This window comes from Nocardioides aequoreus, from assembly GCF_000720335.1.
Taxonomy (GTDB): Bacteria; Actinomycetota; Actinomycetes; order Propionibacteriales; family Nocardioidaceae; genus Marmoricola; species Marmoricola aequoreus.
The window spans coordinates 71,990-92,580 of the sequence record NZ_JOJN01000006.1; the positions used below are offsets into that span (position 1 = coordinate 71,990).

The window sequence follows — 20,591 nt, forward strand, 5'->3', positions numbered from 1 at the left end:
TGTGGCACCACCGCTCAGCGCGACGCAGCCGCCAACCGACCCTTGAGCAGCGGCTTCGCGGGGTGCGGCTGGTCGCCGAGGTGGGCGAGGCAGGCCTCGACGACCTCGGTGTCGTACGGCGCCAGCTCGACGTAGCGGGCGACCGCGTCGGGCTGCGGGTCGGCCAGCAGCGCCTCGCGGACGGCGACGGCGACGACGTCGCCCAGCTCGACCAGCGCCGGCGCCTCGGTGCCGGGCAGCAGGTCGCCGCCGTACGCCGCGACGGCGGCGCGCAGCTGGCCCTGCCGCAGCAGCGCGAGCACGACGTCGACGTCGACGCGCACCGGCATCGTGAGCCGGTAGGGCCGCGAGGCGAGCTGGCCCCCCAGGGCGCGGCGGAGGTGGGAGACCTCGGCCTTGAGCGTGGAGAAGGTCACCGCCTGGTCGCCGTAGAGCAGCGAGTGCAGGTGCTCGAGCGAGAGCCCCGCGGGGTGCAGGGCGAGCAGCGCCAGGATCTCGGTCTGCCGACGGTTGAGCAGCAGCCGCTGACCGTCGAGCCGGGCCTCGGCGGTGCCGAGCAGCGCCAGGTCGAGCCCGGGCACGGCCAGGTCGCCCTGCGGGACGCCGATCGGGTGGCGGGTGTCGGGCATCGCGGTCTCGATCAGGCGGGCCACCATGCGGGCGGTGGCCAGGCCGATCGGGTGGGTGCGGTCCCAGGTCGTGGAGAGGTCGACGACGCCGAGCTGCGCGCCGGTGCGCGGGTCGTGCACGGGCGCCGCCCAGCAGACCCAGCCGTGCACGATCGGGGCGTAGTGCTCGGCGCTGAACACCATCGACGGCGCACCGGTGCGGCAGGCCAGGTCGAGGGCGTTGGTGCCGACGCTGACGTCGTCCCAGCGGCCGCCCACGACGAAGTTGACCGCCTCGGCCTTGCGCCGCATCACGCGGCCGCCGTAGGTCCAGAGGATCCGCACCTGCGGGTCGGTCACGGCCACGACGAGGTCGCCGTCGTCGGCGGTGCTGCGCAGGTCGGACTCCACGCGCTCGACCGCCACCTGCAGCGGCGAGGAGGACCAGAAGGCGCGGGTGTCGCCCTCGTCGGCCAGGGGCGCCTCGGTCATGTCGACCTGCACGGCCGGGGCCGAGCGGCGCCACGAGCGCAGGATCTCCGGCCGCACCCGGCCCACGGAGCCGTCGCCCTGCTCGACGAAGGCGGTCCAGGCGCGCACGACCTCGAGGCGGCGGCCGTACAGGTCTTCGACGCTGGTCATGGGATCTCCGGGGTGGGCGGGGTGACGTGCGACACACGGTAGCCGCCGCCCCACGAGCGCGACAGGCGGTGGTCTCGACCGGCTCGCGACCCGGGACGGGAGCCGTCGGTCAGGCCGACATCCGGTTGGCCAGGAAGCGCAGGGTGCGCTGGATCGAGGCCTCCCAGGTGGGGTAGAAGGCGTGACCGTCCTCGTAGAGCTCGAGCGTCGAGTCGACCCCGGCGCGGCGGGCGAGGCGCTGCGTGGTGCGCGCCCACGGCAGCGGGCAGGTGTCGTCGAGGGTGCCGTGCAGCGAGAGCAGCGGCGCCTCGATGCGGTCGAAGTAGGTGCGGGCCGAGAGCCCGGCGTAGAAGTCGGGCGACTCCTGTGGCGTCCCGAACTCCTCGTAGAGCCGCTGCGCCTCGTCGGGGCGGCCCGGCTCGGTGAACTGCCGCAGGTTGTCGACGATGTCGGAGCTGACCGAGGCGTAGATGACGCCCGCGCGGATCATGTCGGGCCGGGCGACCAGGGCGTTGAGGGTGACGCCGCCGCCCATGGAGCGGCCGAGCATGCCGACGCGGTCGGCGTCGACGTAGGGCAGCTGCTTGAGGGTCGCCACGGCGTTCAGCGTGTCGCGGGTGTAGCCGAGCCGGGTCTCCTGGGCCAGGTAGCCGATCGGGTCGGACGCCGCGTGGCCGCGGTAGTCGGTGTGCAGCACGACGTAGCCCTCGCGGGCCAGCCGGTCCTGCTCGCGGGCCAGCCCCTGGCCGGTGACGTAGATCGAGGGCTCGATGTAGCCGTGGTTGAGCACCAGCGCCGGGAAGGGGCCACGGCCGGTGGGCCGCAGCAGCACGCCGGAGACCGTGGTGCCGCCCCCGGGGTAGGTGACCTCCCAGCGCTCGTAGGCGTCGGTGACCGCCTGGCGGCGCAGCCGGGTGATCCGTCCGCCCTCGAACTCCTCGCGCATCAGCGTCGGCAGCGAGGTCGTCTCGCCTGTGGGCAGCGCCGGCTCGGTCGGGGTGGGCGACGGCGTGGGGCTCGGGGAGGGGCTGCCGGACGCCGTGGCGCTGGGCGAGGGGCTCGAGGAGCCCGAGGCCGACGGCTCCTCGTCGGCACCGCTGCAGGCGGCGAGCGCGCCGAGGGCACCCACCAGCGCCGTACGTCGGGTCAGGCGGCCGTCCACCCCGCCATCGTGCCCGAGGACACCTAGGACCGCTGGCCGGAGCGGCGCGGCTCGCCAGCGTAGGTGCCGAAGGACCACTGGTTGCCCTCGGGGTCGCGGAAGCCCACCTCGACCGAGCCGTAGTCGGTCTCGCGCGGTGGGCGCTCGATGGTCGCGCCGGCGGCGCGGGCTCGCTCGTGCACGCCGTGGGGGTCGGCGGTCACGACGTAGCAGCTCATCGTGCCGGGCTCGACGGTGAAGGGCCCCTCGGGCTTGTGGCGGCCGAGCATCACGCCGCCGCCCTCGGGCCAGTCGAGCTGGGCGTGCTCGACGCGCTCACCCTCGCCGTACACGGCGGTCTCCTCGAAGCCGACGGCCACGAGGAAGTCGATCATCGCCCGCGGGTCGCGGGCCTGGAAGGCCGGGAAGATGCTCATGCGGGTGACTCTCCACCACGGCGGTGGCCGCCGTCTTGGACGTTCCGGCGCTCCTCGGCCAGCCACCGGGTCGGCGGGCAGCCGGCCATCCGGGCGAACTCCCGGGTGAGGTGGGCCTGGTCGGCGTAGCCCCGTCGCGCGGCGACGTCGGCCAGCCCGACACCCTCGGCGAGGTCGCCCACCACGGCGCCGAAGCGGGCGAGCCGCACCAGCCGCTTCGGGGAGCAGCCCGTCTCGCGCGCGAGGAGCGTGCGCAGCTGCCGCTGCGAGAGGAGCACGTCGCGGGCGACGTCGTCGACGCGAGCCCCGGGACGGGCCAGCAGCCGCCAGGCGTGGACCAGGTCAGGACGCACCCGCGCCTCACGTGCCCGCCGGGCCAGGACACGCACCACGTCCCGCACCGCGTGGTCGAGGCTCGCGGCCGCCCCCACCCGGTCGTGCAGCTCTCCCGCCAGCCGGCCCACCACGTCGGCGCCGTGCTCGGAGACCGCGCTCAGGTCGGCGGCGCGGCAGCCCAGCAGCGCCGGCACCGCGAGCGGGTGCAGCGCCAGCTGCACGCCCGCCTGCCGACGGGGCTGCTCGACCCGCGCCGCGACGTCGTGCAGGCCGGCCACCAGCACGTCGTGCGCGCTCGCGCGGGAGGCGAGCACGGGTCCGTCGTGGTCGCCGACGGTGCCGTCGACCCGGACCGGCCCGTCGGCCGAGACGATGAACGTGACCCACGGCGACGGCAGCCCTCGGTGCACGCCGGGCTCGAGACCGTCGGAGGCGTAGCCGCACGCGGACGCCACCCCGGGCGGCAGCGGACCGGGGTGCACGACGAAGCGCGTGGTCACGCCCCCATGCTGCCCGCCCCACCGGGCGGGCGACAGGTCTCAGGCCTCGTGGGCGTGGATCCGGCCGTCGGTGGTCGAGAGCCGGTCGCCGGTGCCGCCCCAGCGCCCGGCGATGATCTCCGCGGCGATGGAGACGGCGGTCTCCTCCGGCGTGCGGGCGCCGAGGTCGAGCCCGATCGGGCTGCTGAGCCGGGCGAGCTCGGCCTCGGTCAGGCCGGCCTCGCGCAGCCGGACGAGGCGGTCGTCGTGGGTGCGACGCGACCCCATCGCCCCGACGTAGGCCACCTCGTCGAGCCGCAGCGCCACCTCGAGCACGGGCACGTCGAACTTGGGGTCGTGCGTGAGCACGCACAGCACCGTGCGTCCGTCGACACGGCCGGCCTCGACCTCCTGGGCGAGGTACTTGTGCGGCCAGGACACGACCACCTCGTCGGCGTCGGGGAAGCGCGTGGCGGTGGCGAAGACGGGGCGGGCGTCGCAGACCGTGACGTGGTAGCCGAGGAAGGCCCCGACCGAGGCGACGGCGGCGGCGAAGTCGATGGCCCCGAAGACCAGCATCCGCGGCGCCGGCGCGAAGGCCCAGCAGAAGACCCGCATGCCCTCGCCGCGACGCTCGCCGTCGGGTCCGTAGGTCAGGGTGGCGCTGTGGCCGTTGGCGAGCTGTCCTCGGGCGTCGTCGACCACGGCGTCGGTCGCGCGCTCGCTCATCAGGGTGCCGTCGACGGAGTCGGGCCGCACCAGCAGCCGGCGACCGACCCACCGGGGGTCGGGGTGCTCGATCACGGTCGCCACGGCCACGGGCCGGCCGGCGGCCACGTCGGCGGCCACCTCGCCGAGCTCGGGGAAGGTCTCCCGGTCGACCTTCTCGACGAAGACGTCGAGGATGCCGCCGCAGGTGAGCCCGACGGCGAAGGCGTCGTCGTCGGAGACGCCGTAGCGCTGCAGCACCGGCGTGCCGGTGCCCACGACCTCCTGGCCGAGCTCGTAGACGGCGCCCTCGACGCAGCCGCCGGAGACCGAGCCGACCGCCTCGCCCTGCGGCCCGACCAGCATGCTGGCGCCGGCAGGCCTGGGCGCGGAGCGGAAGGTCGCGACCACGGTGCCGACACCGACGGTCTCGCCGGCCTCCCACCAGCCCAGCAGCTCGCTCATCACCTCACGCACGGGCGATCACCTCCAGCAGCTCCTCGTAGGTCCGCAGCGAGTGCCCCGCCACGAAGTCGTCGCAGTGCGGGAGCGCCGCGGCGATGCCGAGCTGGACCGGTGCGTAGCCCGCCTTCCCGCGGTGCGGGTTGACCCACACCACGCGTCGGGCGAGCCGGCGCAGCCGCTGCATCTGACGGCCGAGCTCGGTCGCGTCGCCCCGCTCCCAGCCGTCGCTGAAGACAACCACGACGGCACCCCTGGCCATTCCCCGGGCGCCCCAGCGGTCCAGGAAGGCGGCGAGGGTCTCCCCCAGCCGGGTGCCGCCGGACCAGTCCGGCACCTGCTCCCCCGCCCGCACCAGCGCCCGCTCGGTGTCGGGGGTGCGCAGCGACTCGGTGACGCGGGTGAGCCGGGTGCCCAGCGTGAAGACCTCCACGCTGCCACGGCCGGTCGAGCCGCTGCCGCCGGCCGCGACGAGGGCGTGCGCCAGCCGGAGCAGCGCGTCGGCGTAGGCCTTCATCGAGCCCGAGACGTCGACCAGCAGCACCAGCCGGCGGTGCGTCGTACGGCGCCGCCGGTGCTGCACCCGGGCGGGCTCGCCCATCTGGCGCAGCGTCAGCCGCAGGGTGCGGTGCACGTCGACCTCGCCGCGGCGCCACGCCTGCCTGCGGGTGGCGCGACGACGGGGCAGGCGGGGGTGCAGCGCCCCGATCATCGCGTCGAGCAGCGCCTTCTCGGAGGCGCTCAGCCCTGCGACGTCGCGTCGGGCGAGCACCTCGACGTCGCTCGCCGCGGCCCGCACCAGGTCCTGGTCGTCGTCGGTGCCTCCTCCCGCGGTGACGCTCTCGTCGAGCGGCAGCGGGGCGCGCACCGGCCGGGCCGGTGCCGGCCTCGGCGGGTGGCGCGGCGTCTCGGGGTGGGCGGTGAACCACGACTCGAAGACCTGGTCGTGACGGGCCAGGTCGTCGGGGCCGCTGCACAGCGTGGCGCGACCGGCACGTCGTACGCCGGCGCGGGTCCCGACGCCCAGCGCGGCCGCCGCCTGCAGGTAGCTCGTGGCACGGTCGGGGGTCACCGTCACCCCGGCCGCGCGCAGGGCCTCGGTGAAGCCGAGCAGCAGCTCGTCGCCGTCGTGCAGGTCGGTCGTCATCGCCTCAGGCCGACATCATCCGGTCGAGGGCGTGGCGCACGCGCTCGGTGTCCTCGCGGTACTTCACCAGCGCGCCGAGGGTGCGCGCGGCGGTCTGCAGGTCGAGCTCGTCGGTGCCGAGCCGGTGCAGCGAGCGCGCCCAGTCGAGCGTCTCGGCGACCCCCGGGGGCTTGAGCAGCGGCTCGCGCCGCAGCTGCTGCACCACCTCGGAGACCTGCCGCGCGAGCCTCTCGGACACCTCGGGGAGCCGGCCGCGCACGATCGCGACCTCGCGCTCGAGGTCCGGGTGGTCGATCCAGTGGTAGAGGCAGCGCCGCTTGAGCGCGTCGTGCAGCTCGCGGGTGCGGTTGGAGGTCAGCACGACCACGGGAGGCTCGGCGGCCGCGACCGTGCCGAGCTCGGGGATGCTGACGGTCCAGCTCGAGAGCACCTCCAGCAGGAACGCCTCGAACTCGTCGTCGGCCCGGTCGACCTCGTCGACGAGCAGCACCGCGGGGCGCCCGGGCGTGGACTCCCGCAGCGCCCGCAGCACGGGCCGGGCCAGCAGGAAGCGCTCGTCGAAGAGCTCCTCCTCCGCCGCCTTCGCGTCGAAGGACTCGCCGCTGGCGGCGGCCGCCTCCAGGGTGCGGAGGTGGAGGATCTGCCGGGCGAAGTCCCAGTCGTAGAGCGCCTGCGAGGCGTCGATGCCCTCGTAGCACTGGAGCCGCACCAACGACACGTCGCCGAGCTCGGCGAGCGCCTCGGCCAGCGCGGTCTTGCCGGTGCCGGGCTCGCCCTCCAGCAGCAGCGGACGGCGCATCGAGCGCGCGAGGTAGACGACGGTGGCGAGGTCGTCGTCGGCGAGGTAGCCGGTGCTGCCGAGGGCAGCCGTCACCGCCTCGGGCGAGGTGAGCTCCATGGGTCGGAGGCTACGAGGGGCTGGTTGCCTCAGCGTTGGTCGACCAGCAGGCGGGCGGAGTCGAGGAAGGGGCGTGCGACCCGGTCGGCGCCGAAGTCGAGCACGTAGAGCCCGGTCGAGACCCGCTCGAGGAAGGCCCAGCACCAGGTCCGGCCGCGGTCGACCCCGCTGCGGCCCGCCACGCGGTCGCACCACCGCTCCACGACCCCACGGCCCTCGTCCAGCACCCGCTCGCCCCGGTCGCGCAGCGCGACGCCGAGGTCGTACGCCGGGTCGCCGCGGAAGCCGTCGGGGTCGACGAGCACGTGGGCGCCCGTGCGCGCGCAGGCCAGCGCGTTGCCGGGGTGCGGATCACCGTGGAGCAGCACGTCGGCGTCGGGACCCGGCGCGGAGAGGCGCTCGGCGTACGCCACGGCCTGCCGTCGCACGGCAGGGTCGCAGGCGTGGTGCCGGTCGTCGAGCCGCACCACGAGGTCGCGCAGCTCGCCAGCGCGGTCGGGACGCGGCGCCGCGAGGTCGGCCGTCCAGGCGCGCCGGAGGGTGTCGACGAGCGTGTCCAGGGTGCGCTCCGGCGTGCCCGGGGCGCGCGCCAGCGAGCTGCCCAGCCGCTCGAGCAGCAGCGCGCCGTGCGCCGGGGCGTGGTCGTGCAGCAGGGCGTAGCCGTGCCCGCCGGCGGCCCGCAGCACGGCCGCCTCGTGCCCGGCGTCCGCGGTCACCTCCCCGGTCGTCCCAGCGGGCAGCACCACCTTGACCACGCGCGGCTCGCCGTCGGCCGTGCGCGCGCCCACGACGTACGACGCGCTGCCTCCGGGCAGCGGCCGCTCCCACGTGAGGTCCCACTGGCCGGCCAGCTCCTCGAGCACCGCCGGCAGCCGGTCGAGCCACGCCGCCCCGGCCTCGCCGAGCGAGGCGACCTTGGCGCGGGCCAGGGGCTGCAGGCGGACGGTGTGCACCCGGCCGATTGTCGGGCACTCCCTCCCCATGCCCACGGAGAAGACCTGCGCGTCGTGCGGACGCCGCATCGAGTGGCGCAAGAAGTGGGAGCGCGACTGGGAGCAGGTGCGCTACTGCTCGCAGGCGTGCCGCCGCCGCGGCGTCACCCCGCAGGACGAGCAGCTCGCCGAGGAGCTGCTGCGGCTGCTGTCGGCGCGCCGCGCGGGGGCCACGGTGTGCCCGTCGGAGGCGGCGCGCGCCGTGGGTGGCGACGACGAGGACGACTGGCGGCCCCTGATGGAGCCGGCGCGCCGCGCCGCCCGACGGCTGGTGGCCGACGGCCGCGCCGAGATCACGCAGGGCGGCAAGGTGGTCGACCCCTCCACGGCGAAGGGCGCCATCCGGGTGCGGCTGGTGCGCTAGTCGGTCGGTGCCACGGGGAGGCTGTCGACGTCGCGGCCGGTCGCGAGGTCGCCGCACTCCACGAGCTCGACGCGCTGGCGCCGCAGGTAGTCGCGCGCCCCCTGGTCGCCAACGGCTGCGGCGGCGACCCCCTCCCAGTGGTCACGGCCCAGCAGCACCGGGTGGCCCGGCTCCCCGTCGTACGCCGCCCGCCGCAGGCTGCCGCGCGACGCACCCTCGCCGACCACCCGTGCGACCACGGGCCGCCCCACGTCGGGCAGGTCGACGAGCGTGACCAGCAGCGCCTCGGCGTCCCCCTCCCCCGCGACGGCCAGGGCCGCCCGCAGCGACGCACCCATGCCCTCGGCCCAGTCGGTCGCGACCACCACCGAGACGTCGTCGCCCACCAGTCCCTCGAGCCGCCGCTGCACCGCCTCGGCCTGGGCTCCCAGCACCACCAGCACCTCGTCGCACGGCTCCAGCGCGGAGAGGCCGCGCGCCAGCCAGTCGGCCACCAGCGCCTTGGGGCGCCCCATCCTGCTCCCGCGGCCCGCCGCGAGCAGCACCCCGATCGTGCTCATCGCCCCATCCTCGCGCCTCGCGTGCAGGATCGCTGCTCCTGACGCGCAGCGATCCTGCACGTCGGCGTCGTCCACAGATCCGCACGCGGCCCTGGCAGCGGCGAGCGCGGGCACCGAGGGTCGTGTCGTGCGCTCACTCCCACCCGTCGTCCTCGCGCTGACCCGGCAGCAGTGCGGCGTCGTGGCGCGCAGGCAGCTCTCGGCGGCGGGCGCGAGCGAGTCGCAGGTGCGCAGCTGGCTGCGACACCGGCTGCTCACGCCGATCCACCCCGGGGTGTACGTCGACCACACCGGCGAGCCGACCTGGATCCAGCGCGCGTGGGCGGCCGTGCTGTACGCCGCACCGGCGGCGCTGCACGGCCCGTCCGCGCTCCGCGCGGCGGACGGGCCTGGTCGCCGCGGCCACGACGACGCCGGCCCGGTGCACGTGGTCGTCGACGCCAGCCGGATGCTCACCGCCCCCGCTGGCGTCCGCATCCACCGCAGCCGCCACCTCGACAGCCGCGCCCAGTGGAACCTCTCACCTCCACGCATCCGCGTGGAGGACGCCGTGCTCGACGTCGCGGCAACAGCCGCGGACGCCCACGGCGCGGTCGCGGTCGTCGCGGCCGCGGTCTCGTCACGGCGTACGACGGCCGACCGTGTGCTGCAGGCCCTCGACGGGCGAGCCCGGGTCCGGCGCCGGGACTTCCTCGTCGAGGTCCTGACCGACGTGGCCGAGGGCGCCTGCTCCGTGCTGGAGCGCTGCTACCTGCGCGACGTGGAGCGCGCCCACGGGCTGCCCGTCGCGGGACGGCAGGTGCGCGGCTCGGCGCGGGGGCCGGTCTACCGGGACGTGCTCTACCCCGCGCAGCGCACGGTGGTCGAGCTCGACGGGCGACTCGACCACACCGACGCGGCCGATCGCGACCGTGACCTCGATCGCGACCTCGTGGCGGCAGCCGAGTCGTCGCTGACGACGGTCCGGCTCGGCTACGGCCAGGTGGTCGGCAGGCCCTGCTGGACAGCCGGGCGGGTCGCCGAGCTGCTCCGAGCACGGGGCTGGGCGGGCACGCTGGGCCGGTGTCCGCGATGCGCCACGACGTGAGCGTGCAGGATCGCTGCTCCTGACGCGCAGCGATCCTGCACGCAAGCCCCTAGAACACCTGTTCGAACAGGCGTACGCTCCCTGCATGAGCGCCGACTTCCAGAGCAGCCTCTTCGGTGCCGACCAGGTCGGGGTCGGTCCGCTCGCCGGCCGGGTGCGTCGTACGCCGCTCGCCCACGGCGCGTGGATCGACGTGCTGCCGGGCTGGGTCGAGGGGGCCGACGAGGTCTTCGCCGAGCTGGTCGGCGCCGTGCCGTGGCGGGCGGAGCGGCGGCAGATGTACGACCAGGTGGTCGACGTGCCGCGGCTGGTGCACACCTACGGCGTCGGCGAGCCGCTGCCGCACCCCGCGCTGGTCCAGGCGCGCGAGCAGCTCAGCGCCCACTACGCCGACGAGCTCGGCGAGCCCTTCGTGACCGCGGGGTGCTGCTACTACCGCGACGGTGACGACTCGGTGGCCTGGCACGGCGACAACCTCGGTCGCGGCCGGACCACCGACACGATGGTCGCCATCGTCTCGCTCGGCTCGCCGCGCCGGCTGTGCCTGCGCCCCCGTGGGGGCCACACCGAGGTGACCCACGCGCTGGGCCATGGCGACCTCGTGGTGATGGGCGGCTCCTGTCAGCGCACCTGGGAGCACGCCGTGCCCAAGACCTCGCGTGCCGTCGGGCCGCGCATCAGCGTGCAGTTCCGACCGCGCAACGTCTTCTGAGTCGTGAGCCCGTGAGGGCCGTGAGGTCGTGAGTCCGAGTTGACGCAGGCGTTGCGGGCGACGTGACGAGCGCGTAACACGGCGCACCGAGGGTGGGGGCACCCGAGTGCAGGGAGTGCCCATGGCGACGATCGAGACCGACCCGCAGACGACGACACCCCGGCGTACCAAGCGCTGGATCGACGACTGGCGACCCGAGGACGAGCAGTTCTGGGCCGAGACCGGCCAGCCGGTCGCGCGGCGCAACCTGGTCTGGTCGATCTTCGCCGAGCACCTCGGCTTCTCGGTGTGGCTCATCTGGAGCGTCAGCTCGGCCTTCCTGCTGGCGCAGGGCTTCGAGTTCTCCCCCCAGCAGCTCTTCTTCCTGGTCGCGCTGCCCAACCTGGTCGGCTCGCTGCTCCGGGTGCCCTACACCTTCGCGGTCGGGCTCTTCGGCGGCCGCAACTGGACGATCGTCAGCGCGGCCCTGCTGATCATCCCGACCGTCGGCTTCGCCCTCGCCGTGGGCAACCCGGCCACGCCGTACTGGGCGTTCTGCCTGATCGCCGCCACCGCCGGCTTCGGCGGCGGCAACTTCGCCAGCTCGATGGCCAACATCAACTTCTTCTACCCCACGGCCAAGAAGGGCGCGGCGCTCGGCCTCAACGCCGCGGGCGGCAACATCGGCGTCTCGCTGATCCAGTTCTTCCTGCCCATCGTGGTCGGCGGCGCGGGCATCTTCGGCCTGGTGAAGGCCAGCGAGGGCGGCATCAACCTGGAGCGGGCCGGCTGGCTCTACGCCGCGCTGGCCGTGGCCGCGACCTTCGCCGCGTGGCGGTGGATGGACAACCTCGGCACCGCCGAGGTCAAGCCCCGGGAGCAGCTCAAGGTGCTGCGCGAGAAGCACACCTGGGTGATGTCGTTCCTCTACATCGGCACCTTCGGGTCGTTCATCGGCTACTCCGCCGCGATGCCGCTGCTGATCCGGCTCAACTTCTGGGTGCCGGAGCCGGCGCCCCTCGGCACGGGCATCTACTTCGCCTACTACGCCTTCCTCGGGGCCCTCGTGGGCTCGGTGACCCGACCGCTGGGCGGCTGGCTGGCCGACCGGGTCGGCGGCGCACGGGTGACGCTGGCGGCCTTCGGCGCGATCATCCTCGCCACCCTGGGCGTGCTGTGGACCCTCGGCCAGCTGACGCCCAACCCCGAGGCCACCCCCGCGATCGCGTCGGACAACCAGGCGTGGTTCCCGCTCTTCCTCGCCTTCTTCCTGCTCGTCTTCGCCGCCACCGGCATCGGCAACGGCTCGACCTACAAGATGATCCCGGCGATCTGGCGCGCCGAGGCGGTCGCCGCGACGCCCGACGGCACCCCCGAGCGCCAGCGGGCGCTCCTGCGAGCGACGCAGCACTCCTCCGCGGCCCTCGGCTTCATCGGCGCCGCGGGCGCGATCGGCGGCTTCCTGATCCCGATCGCCTTCGCCTCGCCGTGGGTCTCGAGCCCGCTCGCCGCGACGAAGGGCGCCTTCATCGTCTTCACCTGCTACTACGTGGCCTGCGCGGTCGTGACGTACGCCGTCTACCTGCGCCACTCGCGTGTCGCCACGTCGCCGGTGCTGGTCTGAGCGTGCACACGCACTGTCCCTACTGCAGCCTCCAGTGCGGCATGACCCTCCAGCGGGAGGGTCGCCGCCTGGAGGTCGCGGCGTGGCCGGAGTTCCCGGTCAACGAGGGCGGCCTGTGCCGCAAGGGCTGGACCGCGACCGGGCTCCGCGGCCACCGGGAGCGGCTCACCACGCCGATGCTGCGTGACCGGACCACCGGCGAGCTGCGCGCCGCGGGCTGGGACGAGGCGCTCGACCTGGTTGCGTCCCGGCTGCAGGAGCTGCAGCAGGAGTCCGGCGCCGACGCGGTCGGCGTCTTCGGCGGCGGCGGCCTGACCAACGAGAAGGCCTACAGCCTCGGCAAGCTCGCCCGCGTCGCGCTGCGCACCAGCCAGGTCGACTACAACGGCCGCTGGTGCATGAGCTCGGCGGCCTCCGCCTCCAACCAGGCCTTCGGCATCGACCGCGGCCTGCCCTTCCCGCTCGCCGACCTGGAGCGGGCCGAGGTGCTGGTGCTCGTCGGCTCCAACCTCGCCGAGACGATGCCGCCCGCCGTGCGGCACCTCGACCGGCTGCGCGAGCGCGGCGGCCGCGTGGTCGTCGTCGACCCGCGACGCACGCCGACCGCCGACCGCGCCGACGTGCTGCTGCAGCCCGTGCCCGGCACCGACCTCGCGCTCGCCCTGGGGGTGCTGCACCTGCTCGACGCCCGCGGGCTCGCCGACGAGGCCTACCTGGCCGCGCGCACCACCGGCTGGGACGACGTACGCCGCGTGGCCGCCGCCTGGTGGCCCGAGCGGGTCGAGCGGGTCACCGGCGTGACGGTCGGGGAGCTGCACGCGCTCGTCGACCTGCTGACCTCGCACGAGCGGGTCGTCGTGCTCACGGCCCGCGGCGCCGAGCAGCACGCCCAGGGCACCGCCACCGTGCTCGGCTGGATCGACGTCGCGCTGGCCCTGGGCCTGCCCGGCCGGCCGCACGCGGGCTACGGCTGCCTCACCGGTCAGGGCAACGGGCAGGGCGGCCGCGAGCACGGCCAGAAGTCGGACCAGCTGCCCGGCTACCGCATGATCGACGACCCCGCCGCCCGGGAGCACGTCGCCCGGGTCTGGGGGGTCGACCCCGACGACCTGCCGGGGCCGGGCCGGTCGGCCTACGAGCTGCTCGACGCGCTGGGCCGGCCCGACGGCCCCCGCGCGCTGCTGGTGCTCGGCTCCAACCCCGTGGTCTCGGCCCCGCGCGCGGCGCACGTCGCCGACCGGCTCCGCTCGCTGGACCTGCTCGTGGTCTGCGACCTGGTGATGTCGGAGACCGCCGCGCTGGCCGACGTGGTGCTGCCGGTGACCCAGTGGGCCGAGGAGACCGGCACCATGACCAACCTCGAGGGTCGCGTGATCCTGCGGCAGCAGGCCGTGGCGCCGCCCGCGGGCGTGCGCTCCGACCTCGAGGTCATCGCCGGGCTCGCTCAGCGGCTCGGCTCGCCGGTGCCCTTCAGCGACGACCCCGAGGAGGTCTTCGCCGAGCTCGGCCGCGCCTCCGCCGGCGGCCGCGCCGACTACGCCGGCATCGACTACGACCGCATCCGCGAGGAGCACGGCGTCTTCTGGCCGTGCCCCTCCCCCGACCACCCGGGCACGCCGCGGCTCTTCGCCGACGCCTTCGCCCACCCCGACGGCCGGGCCCGCCTGGTGGCCGTCGACCACGTCGGCACCGCCGAGCCGACCGACGCGGCGTACCCCGTGCACCTGACCACCGGCCGGGTGCTGGCGCAGTACCAGTCCGGCGCCCAGACCCGCCGCATCGCCGACCTGCCCGACACCGGCGCCTTCGTCGAGCTGCACCCCAGCCTGGCCGACCGGCTCGGTGCCTACGACGGCGAGCCGGTCGCCGTGACCACCCGGCGCGGCCGGCTGGTCGCGCCGGCGCGCGTGGTCGACACCATCCGGCCCGACACCGTCTTCGTGCCCTTCCACTGGGTCGGCGTCAACCAGCTCACCAACGACGCCCTCGACCCCTCGAGCCGGATGCCGGAGTTCAAGGTCTGCGCGGCGCAGGTGGAGGCCGTCGCACGGGCCGCGCGACCGTCGCCCGGCGAGCCCGTGGAGGTGGCCAGGTGAGCGGGACCGTGGTCGTCGGCTCCGGCATGGCGGCCCTCCGGCTCGTCGAGCGGCTGGTGGAGCGCGGCCACCGCGACCTGACGCTGCTCGGCGACGAGCCGCACGCGCCGTACAACCGGATCCTGCTCTCCGCCGTGCTCGAGGGCACCCACCGCCCCGAGGCGCTCGAGCTCCGCCCGGCCGGGTGGTACGCCACGCACGGCGTCGCCCTGCGCACCGGCACCCGCGCCGCGGCGCTCGACCTCGACGCCCGCGAGGTCGAGCTCGTCGACGGCGAGCGGGTGGGCTACCGGACCCTGGTCCTCGCGACCGGCTCGATCCCGACGCTGCCGCCCATCCGCGGGATGGTGCGGATGGACGGCACGCTCCACCCCGCGGTGCACGCCTTCCGCACCCTCGCCGACTGCCGGCGGCTCGACGAGGCCGTCGCCGGGTCGCGCCGCGCGGTCGTCGTCGGGGGCGGGCTGCTCGGCCTGCAGGTCGCGCGGGCGCTCTCGGTGCGCGGGCTCCAGGTCGAGGTGGTCGAGGGCGGCGAGCACCTGCTGCGCAGCCAGGTCGGCCCGGCCGCCGGTCGCATCCTGGCCCGCGACCTGCGCCGCCTCGGCACGAGCACCTACACCGGCGCGCGCGCCGTCCGGCTCGTCACCGAGCACGGAGAGGCCGGCGCCGACGTCGACGGAGACGGCGACGGGGCGGTCGGCCTGCGGCTCGACAACGGCTACACCCTGCCGACCGACCTGGTCGTGCTCACCGCCGGCGGGCGACCCTCGGTCGCGCTGGCGCGCGCCGCCGGGCTCGACGTGCGTCGTGGCGTGGTCGTCGACGCCCAGCTGCGCACCAGCGACGCGTCGGTGCACGCGATCGGCGACTGCGCCGAGCACGACGGCCGGCTCACGGGCTTCGTGGCGCCGGCGTGGGAGCAGGCCGAGCTGCTGGCCTCCCACCTCTCCGGCGACGACGTCACCCACACGGGCTCGCGCACGGTCGCGCGGCTGCGCGCCACCGGCCTCGACGTGGCCGTGCTCGGGGACCCCGAGGGCGCGCGCACCCTGCCGGGCAGCGAGGTCGTCGAGGTGACCAACCCGCTGCAGGGCTCCCACCGGAGCCTGGTCGTGCGCGACCGGGTCGTGGTCGCGGCCGAGCTGGTGGGAGACCTCTCCCGCGTCGGCCTGATCACCCAGCACTACGACCGGGGCACGGTGCTCGGCCCGCACGAGCCGGGCCACCTGCTCCTCGGTCCGCCGCGTCCGCCCGTGCCCGGCGGCACCGTCGCCGACCTGGCCGACGAGGCCGAGGTCTGCACCTGCGCCGGCGTCGCCGCGGGCGCCGTCCGCCGCTGCTCCTCGCTGGAGGAGGTCGTCGAGCGCACGCGGGCCACCACCGGCTGCGGCGGCTGCGCCCCCGACGTCCGCCAGCTCCTCGCCGCCCGCCCGTCCCTGACCGCCTGACCCGCCTGACCCGCCACCTCCAAGGAGCCCCCCGATGCCCCCACGCAAGCGACTCGTCATCGTCGGCCACGGCATGGTCGCCCACCGCTTCGTCCAGTCCGCGATCGACCGCGGGCTGACCCAGACCCACGACATCGTCGTGGTCGGGGAGGAGCGGCGGGCGGCGTACGACCGCGTCGGCCTGACCACCTTCTTCGAGGTCGGCGCCGACGCGCTGTCGCTGCTGCCGACGGGTGAGTACGACGACCCGCGGGTGCGGCTGCTGCTCGGCGCCGAGGTCACCGCGATCGACCGCGACGCCCGCACCGTGACCTTCCCCGAGGGCGAGCTGGACTACGACGAGCTGGTGCTGGCCACCGGCTCGGTGCCGTTCGTGCCGCCGATCCCCGGCCGCGAGCTCGACAATGTCTTCGTCTACCGCACGATCGAGGACCTCGAGGCCATCCGCGAGGCCGCCCGGGCCGGGGCTCGCGTCGGCGCCGTGATCGGCGGCGGGCTGCTCGGGCTCGAGGCCGCCAACGCGCTGGCCCAGCTCGGCCTGGAGACCCACGTCGTGGAGATGGCACCGCGGCTGATGGCGGTGCAGGTCGACGACGTGGGCGGCACCACGCTGACCCGCCACGTCGAGAGGCTGGGGCTGCGCGTGCACACCGGCGCGATGACGCAGGCCGTGCTCAGCGAGGAGGGCCGGGTCACCGGGCTCGCGCTGCAGGACGCCGACGACGTGCCCGCCGACCTCGTGGTCTTCTCCGCGGGCATCCGCCCGCGCGACGCCCTCGCTCGCGCGGCGGGGCTGGAGGTCGCCGAGCGGGGCGGCGTGCTCGTCGACGAGCAGTGCCGCACCAGCGACCCGCACGTGTGGGCGATCGGCGAGTGTGCCGCTCCGGCGGGCGTGATGTACGGCCTGGTCGCCCCCGGCTACACCATGGCCGACGTCGTCGTGGAGACGATCGGCGGCGGCGAGCGCAGCTTCACCGGCGCCGACATGTCGACCAAGCTCAAGCTGATGGGGGTCGACGTCGCGTCCTTCGGCGACGCCTTCGCCACCACCGAGGGCGCGCTCGAGCTGGTCTACAGCGACGCCGTCACGGGGGTCTACAAGAAGCTCGTCATCACCGACGACGGACAGCGCCTGCTCGGCGGCATCCTGGTCGGCGACGCGTCGGCGTACGGCGTGCTGCGGCCGATGGTCGCCTCCGGCGCACCGCTGCCGGAGAACCCCGAGGAGCTGATCCTGCCCGCGAGCCGCGGCGGCAGCTCCGCGGGCGCCAGCAGCCTGCCCGACGAGGCACAGATCTGCTCGTGCAACGACGTCAGCAAGGGCGACATCCTCTCCCACCTCGCCCGTGAGGAGGAGCCCTGCGACTCCGCGGCCTGCGTCACCCGGTGCACCGCCGCGGGCAGCACCTGCGGGTCCTGCAAGCCGGTGGTCAAGCGGCTGGTCGAGGACTACTTCGCCTCGACCGGGCGCGAGGTCGACCGGAGCCTGTGCGAGCACTTCGCGATGACCCGCCAGGAGCTCTACGACGTGGTCGCCGTGCACGGCCACACCGCCTTCGAGCAGGTGCTGCAGGCGCACGGCCGCGGGCGCGGCTGCGACGTCTGCAAGCCGGCGGTCGCCTCGATCCTGGCGAGCCAGCTCAACCACCACGTGCTCGACGAGGCCCACCGCACGCTGCAGGACACCAACGACGCCTACCTGGCCAACATCCAGAAAAACGGCACCTACTCGGTGATGCCGCGCATCGCCGGGGGCGAGGTCACCCCGGAGAAGCTGATCGTGCTCGGGGAGGTGGCGCGCGACTTCGGGCTCTACACCAAGATCACCGGCGGCCAGCGCGTCGACCTGCTCGGCGCCCGCCTGGAGCAGCTGCCCGCGATCTGGCGGCGCCTGGTCGACGCGGGCTTCGAGTCCGGCCACGCCTACGGCAAGTCGCTGCGCACGGTGAAGTCGTGCGTCGGGTCGACCTGGTGCCGCTACGGCGTGCAGGACTCCACCAGCCTCGCGATCATGCTCGAGGAGCGCTACCGCGGGCTGCGCTCCCCGCACAAGATCAAGGCGGGCGTCAGCGGCTGCGCCCGCGAGTGCGCCGAGGCGCGCGGCAAGGACTTCGGCGTCATCGCCACCGAGAAGGGCTGGAACCTCTACGTCGGCGGCAACGGCGGCGCCACCCCCGCGCACGCGCAGCTGCTCGCGCAGGACCTCGACACCGCCACCCTGGTGCGCTACATCGACCGCTACCTCATGTACTACGTGCGCACCGCCGACCGGCTGCAGCGCACCTCGACGTGGGTGGAGAGCCTCGACGGCGGTCTCGACCGGGTGCGCGAGGTGGTGGTCGACGACGCGCTCGGGCTGGGCACCGAGCTCGAGGCGGCGATGGAGCGCCACGTCGACACCTACTTCGACGAGTGGGCCGCCACGCTCGAGGACCCCGACAAGCTGGCGCGCTTCGTCTCCTTCGTCAACGCCCCCGACGTGCCCGACCCCCACGTCAGCTTCGGCTCCACGCGGGGACAGGCCGAGCCGGCGATGCCCGACGGACCGGTCCAGCTCGGGGCGACGATCCCGGTGGGCGGCCCGCGATGACCGACACGACCAGCCCGGCCACCACCGTGGTCTGCGCGGTGGAGCGGATCGTGCGCGAGAGCGGCGTCGCGGCGCTGGTGGAGGGGCGCGCCGTCGCGGTCTTCCGCACCCACGACGACGAGATCTACGCGCTCGACAACTACGACCCCTTCTCGCACGCCTCGGTGCTCTCCCGTGGGATCGTGGGCACGCGCACGGTCGAGGACGTCGAGGTGCCCTTCGTGGCGTCCCCGATGTACAAGCAGGCCTTCGACCTGCGCACCGGACAGTGCCTCGACGACGCGGACGTCCGGGTGGCGTCGTACGCCGTCGACGTGCGCGACGGCGTGATCCACGTCGGAGCACCCCGCGAGCCCCGCTGACCGTGACCACCCTCTCCCCTCCCGAGGAGCCCCCGCTGCCCACCTCGCAGTCCACCTCGCAGCCCGTCCCGCAGCCCGTCCCGCAGCCCGTTCCGCAGCCGCTCGCGGGCTACCGCGTCGGCGTCACCGCCGCGCGCAAGCTCGACGAGCAGGCGACGCTGCTGGAGCGCCGCGGAGCCGAGGTGGTGCGCGCCCCGGCGCTGTCGCTGGACACCCACCAGGTCGACGACGCCCAGCTGCGCGCCGCCACGATGGAGGTGCTGGGGCGTCCGGTCGACCTCTTCCTGGCCACCACCGGCATCGGGATGCGCACGTGGTTCGCCGCCGCCGACGACTGGGGCCTGCTCGAGCGGCTCCGCGAGCACCTGCAGGGCGCCGAGATCCTGGCGCGGGGACCCAAGAGCGTCGGGGCGCTGCGCCGGCACGGGCTGCGCGAGCTGTGGGCGCCGGAGTCGGAGGAGTTCGACGACGTGCTCGACCACCTGCGCGGCCGCGACCTGACCGGCAGGCGGATCGTGGTGCAGGAGCACGGCCAGTCGCTCTCGATGGCCGGCCACGCGCTGCGGCGCCGGGGGGCCGACGTCACCACCGTCAGCGTCTACCGCGTGGTCCCCGCCGAGGACCCCGAGCCGGTCTTCGCCATGATCGACCTGATCGCCGACCGCGCCCTCGACGCCGTCACCTTCACCTCCGCGCCGGCCGTCGCCGCGCTGATGGACGCCGCCGGCTCGGTGGGGCGGCGCGACGAGGTCGTCTCGGCCTTCCAGGCCGACGTCGTCGCCGCCTGCGTCGGCCCGGTCACCTCGGCCGCCTTCGAGATGTGGGGCGTGCCCACCATCGTCCCCGAGCGCTCCCGGCTCGCCGCCATGGTCAAGCAGCTCGAGACCGAGCTGCCGTCACGGCGCGAGGGCCTCACCCTCGAGCTCGCCACCGGCCACCAGCTACTGCTCCACGGCGACGACGTGCTGCTCGACGGCACCGAGGTGAGGCTCTCCCCCGCCCCGACGGCGGTGCTGCAGCTGCTGGTGGCCAACCCCGGCAGCGTGGTGTCGCGACGCGCGCTGCTCGCCGCCCTCCCGAGCGGGACCGCCGGGTCCGAGCACGCCGTCGAGATGGCCGTCGCACGACTGCGCGCGGCCCTCGGCACGCGCTCGGTGCAGACGGTCGTCAAGCGCGGCTACCGCCTGGCCCTCGCGGAGCCGTCGTGAGGCTCGTGACCGTCGCCCACGGCACGCGCAAGCGGACCGCCAACGCGACCGCCGTCGAGGTCACCCGCCGCGCGGCGGAGCGGCTCGGCCTCGAGGCGGTAACGTCGTACGTCGAGCTGTGCGAGCCGCTGCTCGTCGACGTGCTGGCCGACTCCGACGAGCCGAGCATCGTGGTGCCCCTGCTCCTCTCCACCGGCTACCACCTGCGGCAGGACCTGCCGGCTGCGGCGGAGGGCCGTCCGGCGGTCGTGGGCCGCCCGCTGGGCCCCCACGCGCTGCTGGCCGCGGCCCAGGTCGACCGGCTCCTCCTGACCGGCGCGGAGCGCGGGAGCCCGCTGGTCATGGTGGCGGCGGGCTCGAGCGACCCGTTGGCCACCCGCGACCTCGAGCGGGCGGCGTACCTGCTGGGGCGCGCGTGGGGCTCCCCGGTGCGGGTCGCGACGATGTCGGGACTCGGCGAGCGCCTGGAGGCCGTGGTGCGCCCGGGCGACGTGGTGTCGCCCTACCTGCTGGCGGGCGGCCTCTTCGCCGACCGCGCGGCGCGGGCCTCGCGGGAGGCGGGTGCCGTCGCCGTGGCCGAGGTGATCGGAGCGCACGACGCCGTGGTCGACCTGCTGTGCCGCCGCGTCACCGCGCAGCTGCGGGCCGACCTGCCGGGGCTCCAGCACGCCTGACGCACTAGCCTGCTGCACGCACAGGGGTCCGGCGCGT

19 protein-coding genes are annotated in these 20,591 nt (G+C 75.1%); 10 read left to right on the forward strand and 9 right to left on the reverse strand.

What is annotated here, in order from left to right:
* Positions 1–14 precede the first annotated feature (14 nt).
* From IG63_RS0112590 to IG63_RS0112625, 8 genes are all read right to left on the reverse strand, one after another.
* Positions 15–1,250: a sigma-54-dependent transcriptional regulator family protein gene (locus IG63_RS0112590; RefSeq protein WP_030484715.1), complete on the reverse strand. Its 1,236-nt coding sequence runs from the start codon at positions 1,248–1,250 to the stop codon at positions 15–17.
* A 109-nt stretch (positions 1,251–1,359) separates the two neighbouring features.
* Positions 1,360–2,412 (reverse strand): alpha/beta hydrolase family protein, encoded by a 1,053-nt coding sequence (locus IG63_RS0112595; protein ID WP_211249314.1) that lies wholly within the window; start codon positions 2,410–2,412, stop codon positions 1,360–1,362.
* Positions 2,413–2,435: 23 nt separating this feature from the next.
* Positions 2,436–2,828, reverse strand: coding sequence for a VOC family protein (locus IG63_RS0112600; RefSeq protein WP_030484717.1), 393 nt, complete (start codon positions 2,826–2,828; stop codon positions 2,436–2,438).
* Positions 2,825–3,664 carry a helix-turn-helix domain-containing protein gene (locus IG63_RS0112605; RefSeq protein WP_051706700.1) on the reverse strand — a complete coding sequence of 280 codons (840 nt, stop codon included), beginning with the start codon at positions 3,662–3,664 and terminating at the stop codon, positions 2,825–2,827. Before IG63_RS0112605 ends, IG63_RS0112600 begins: the two co-directional genes overlap by 4 nt.
* Before the next feature lie 39 nt (positions 3,665–3,703).
* A complete protein-coding gene (locus IG63_RS0112610; protein ID WP_030484719.1) occupies positions 3,704–4,828 on the reverse strand; it encodes an XdhC family protein in 1,125 nt (374 codons plus the stop codon).
* On the reverse strand, positions 4,821–5,960 hold the full coding sequence (locus IG63_RS0112615) for a vWA domain-containing protein (protein WP_030484720.1): 1,140 nt from the start codon (positions 5,958–5,960) through the stop codon (positions 4,821–4,823). Before IG63_RS0112615 ends, IG63_RS0112610 begins: the two co-directional genes overlap by 8 nt.
* Positions 5,961–5,964: 4 nt before the next feature.
* Positions 5,965–6,858, reverse strand: a complete 894-nt coding sequence (locus IG63_RS0112620) for an AAA family ATPase (protein WP_030484721.1) — start codon at positions 6,856–6,858, stop codon at positions 5,965–5,967.
* Positions 6,859–6,887: 29 nt separating this feature from the next.
* Positions 6,888–7,811: an aminoglycoside phosphotransferase family protein gene (locus tag IG63_RS0112625; RefSeq protein WP_051706703.1), complete on the reverse strand. Its 924-nt coding sequence runs from the start codon at positions 7,809–7,811 to the stop codon at positions 6,888–6,890.
* Positions 7,812–7,839: 28 nt separating this feature from the next.
* On the opposite strand from IG63_RS0112625, the gene IG63_RS0112630 reads away from it, so the two are divergent.
* Complete coding sequence (locus IG63_RS0112630; protein ID WP_030484723.1) at positions 7,840–8,214, forward strand: DUF2256 and DUF3253 domain-containing protein; 375 nt, start codon at positions 7,840–7,842, stop codon at positions 8,212–8,214.
* On the opposite strand, the gene IG63_RS0112635 is transcribed toward IG63_RS0112630, so the two are convergent.
* Positions 8,211–8,774 (reverse strand): nucleotidyltransferase family protein, encoded by a 564-nt coding sequence (locus IG63_RS0112635; RefSeq protein ID WP_030484724.1) that lies wholly within the window; start codon positions 8,772–8,774, stop codon positions 8,211–8,213. The genes IG63_RS0112630 and IG63_RS0112635 overlap by 4 nt on opposite strands.
* A 127-nt stretch (positions 8,775–8,901) precedes the next feature.
* On the opposite strand from IG63_RS0112635, the gene IG63_RS0112640 reads away from it, so the two are divergent.
* From IG63_RS0112640 to IG63_RS0112680, 9 genes are all read left to right on the forward strand, one after another.
* Positions 8,902–9,861 carry a hypothetical protein gene (locus tag IG63_RS0112640; RefSeq protein WP_211249315.1) on the forward strand — a complete coding sequence of 320 codons (960 nt, stop codon included), beginning with the start codon at positions 8,902–8,904 and terminating at the stop codon, positions 9,859–9,861.
* Between the two features lie 85 nt (positions 9,862–9,946).
* Positions 9,947–10,573, forward strand: coding sequence for an alpha-ketoglutarate-dependent dioxygenase AlkB (locus tag IG63_RS0112645; RefSeq protein WP_030484725.1), 627 nt, complete (start codon positions 9,947–9,949; stop codon positions 10,571–10,573).
* 121 nt (positions 10,574–10,694) lie between these two features.
* Positions 10,695–12,176: an MFS transporter gene (locus tag IG63_RS0112650; RefSeq protein WP_051706705.1), complete on the forward strand. Its 1,482-nt coding sequence runs from the start codon at positions 10,695–10,697 to the stop codon at positions 12,174–12,176.
* A 2-nt stretch (positions 12,177–12,178) separates the two neighbouring features.
* Positions 12,179–14,272: a molybdopterin oxidoreductase family protein gene (locus IG63_RS0112655; protein ID WP_281174291.1), complete on the forward strand. Its 2,094-nt coding sequence runs from the start codon at positions 12,179–12,181 to the stop codon at positions 14,270–14,272.
* Positions 14,269–15,720 carry an FAD-dependent oxidoreductase gene (locus IG63_RS0112660; protein WP_036195478.1) on the forward strand — a complete coding sequence of 484 codons (1,452 nt, stop codon included), beginning with the start codon at positions 14,269–14,271 and terminating at the stop codon, positions 15,718–15,720. The genes IG63_RS0112655 and IG63_RS0112660 overlap by 4 nt, the downstream gene beginning before the upstream one ends.
* 34 nt (positions 15,721–15,754) lie before the next feature.
* Entirely contained in the window at positions 15,755–18,310 is a 2,556-nt protein-coding gene (nirB, locus tag IG63_RS0112665) for a nitrite reductase large subunit NirB (protein WP_030484729.1), read from the forward strand.
* Positions 18,307–18,672: a nitrite reductase small subunit NirD gene (gene nirD, locus IG63_RS0112670; protein WP_030484730.1), complete on the forward strand. Its 366-nt coding sequence runs from the start codon at positions 18,307–18,309 to the stop codon at positions 18,670–18,672. Before nirB ends, nirD begins: the two co-directional genes overlap by 4 nt.
* Positions 18,673–18,674: 2 nt before the next feature.
* On the forward strand, positions 18,675–19,880 hold the full coding sequence (locus IG63_RS0112675; RefSeq protein WP_245604424.1) for a uroporphyrinogen-III synthase: 1,206 nt from the start codon (positions 18,675–18,677) through the stop codon (positions 19,878–19,880).
* Positions 19,877–20,554, forward strand: a complete 678-nt coding sequence (locus IG63_RS0112680) for a sirohydrochlorin chelatase (RefSeq protein WP_084597095.1) — start codon at positions 19,877–19,879, stop codon at positions 20,552–20,554. Before IG63_RS0112675 ends, IG63_RS0112680 begins: the two co-directional genes overlap by 4 nt.
* Positions 20,555–20,591 lie beyond the last annotated feature (37 nt).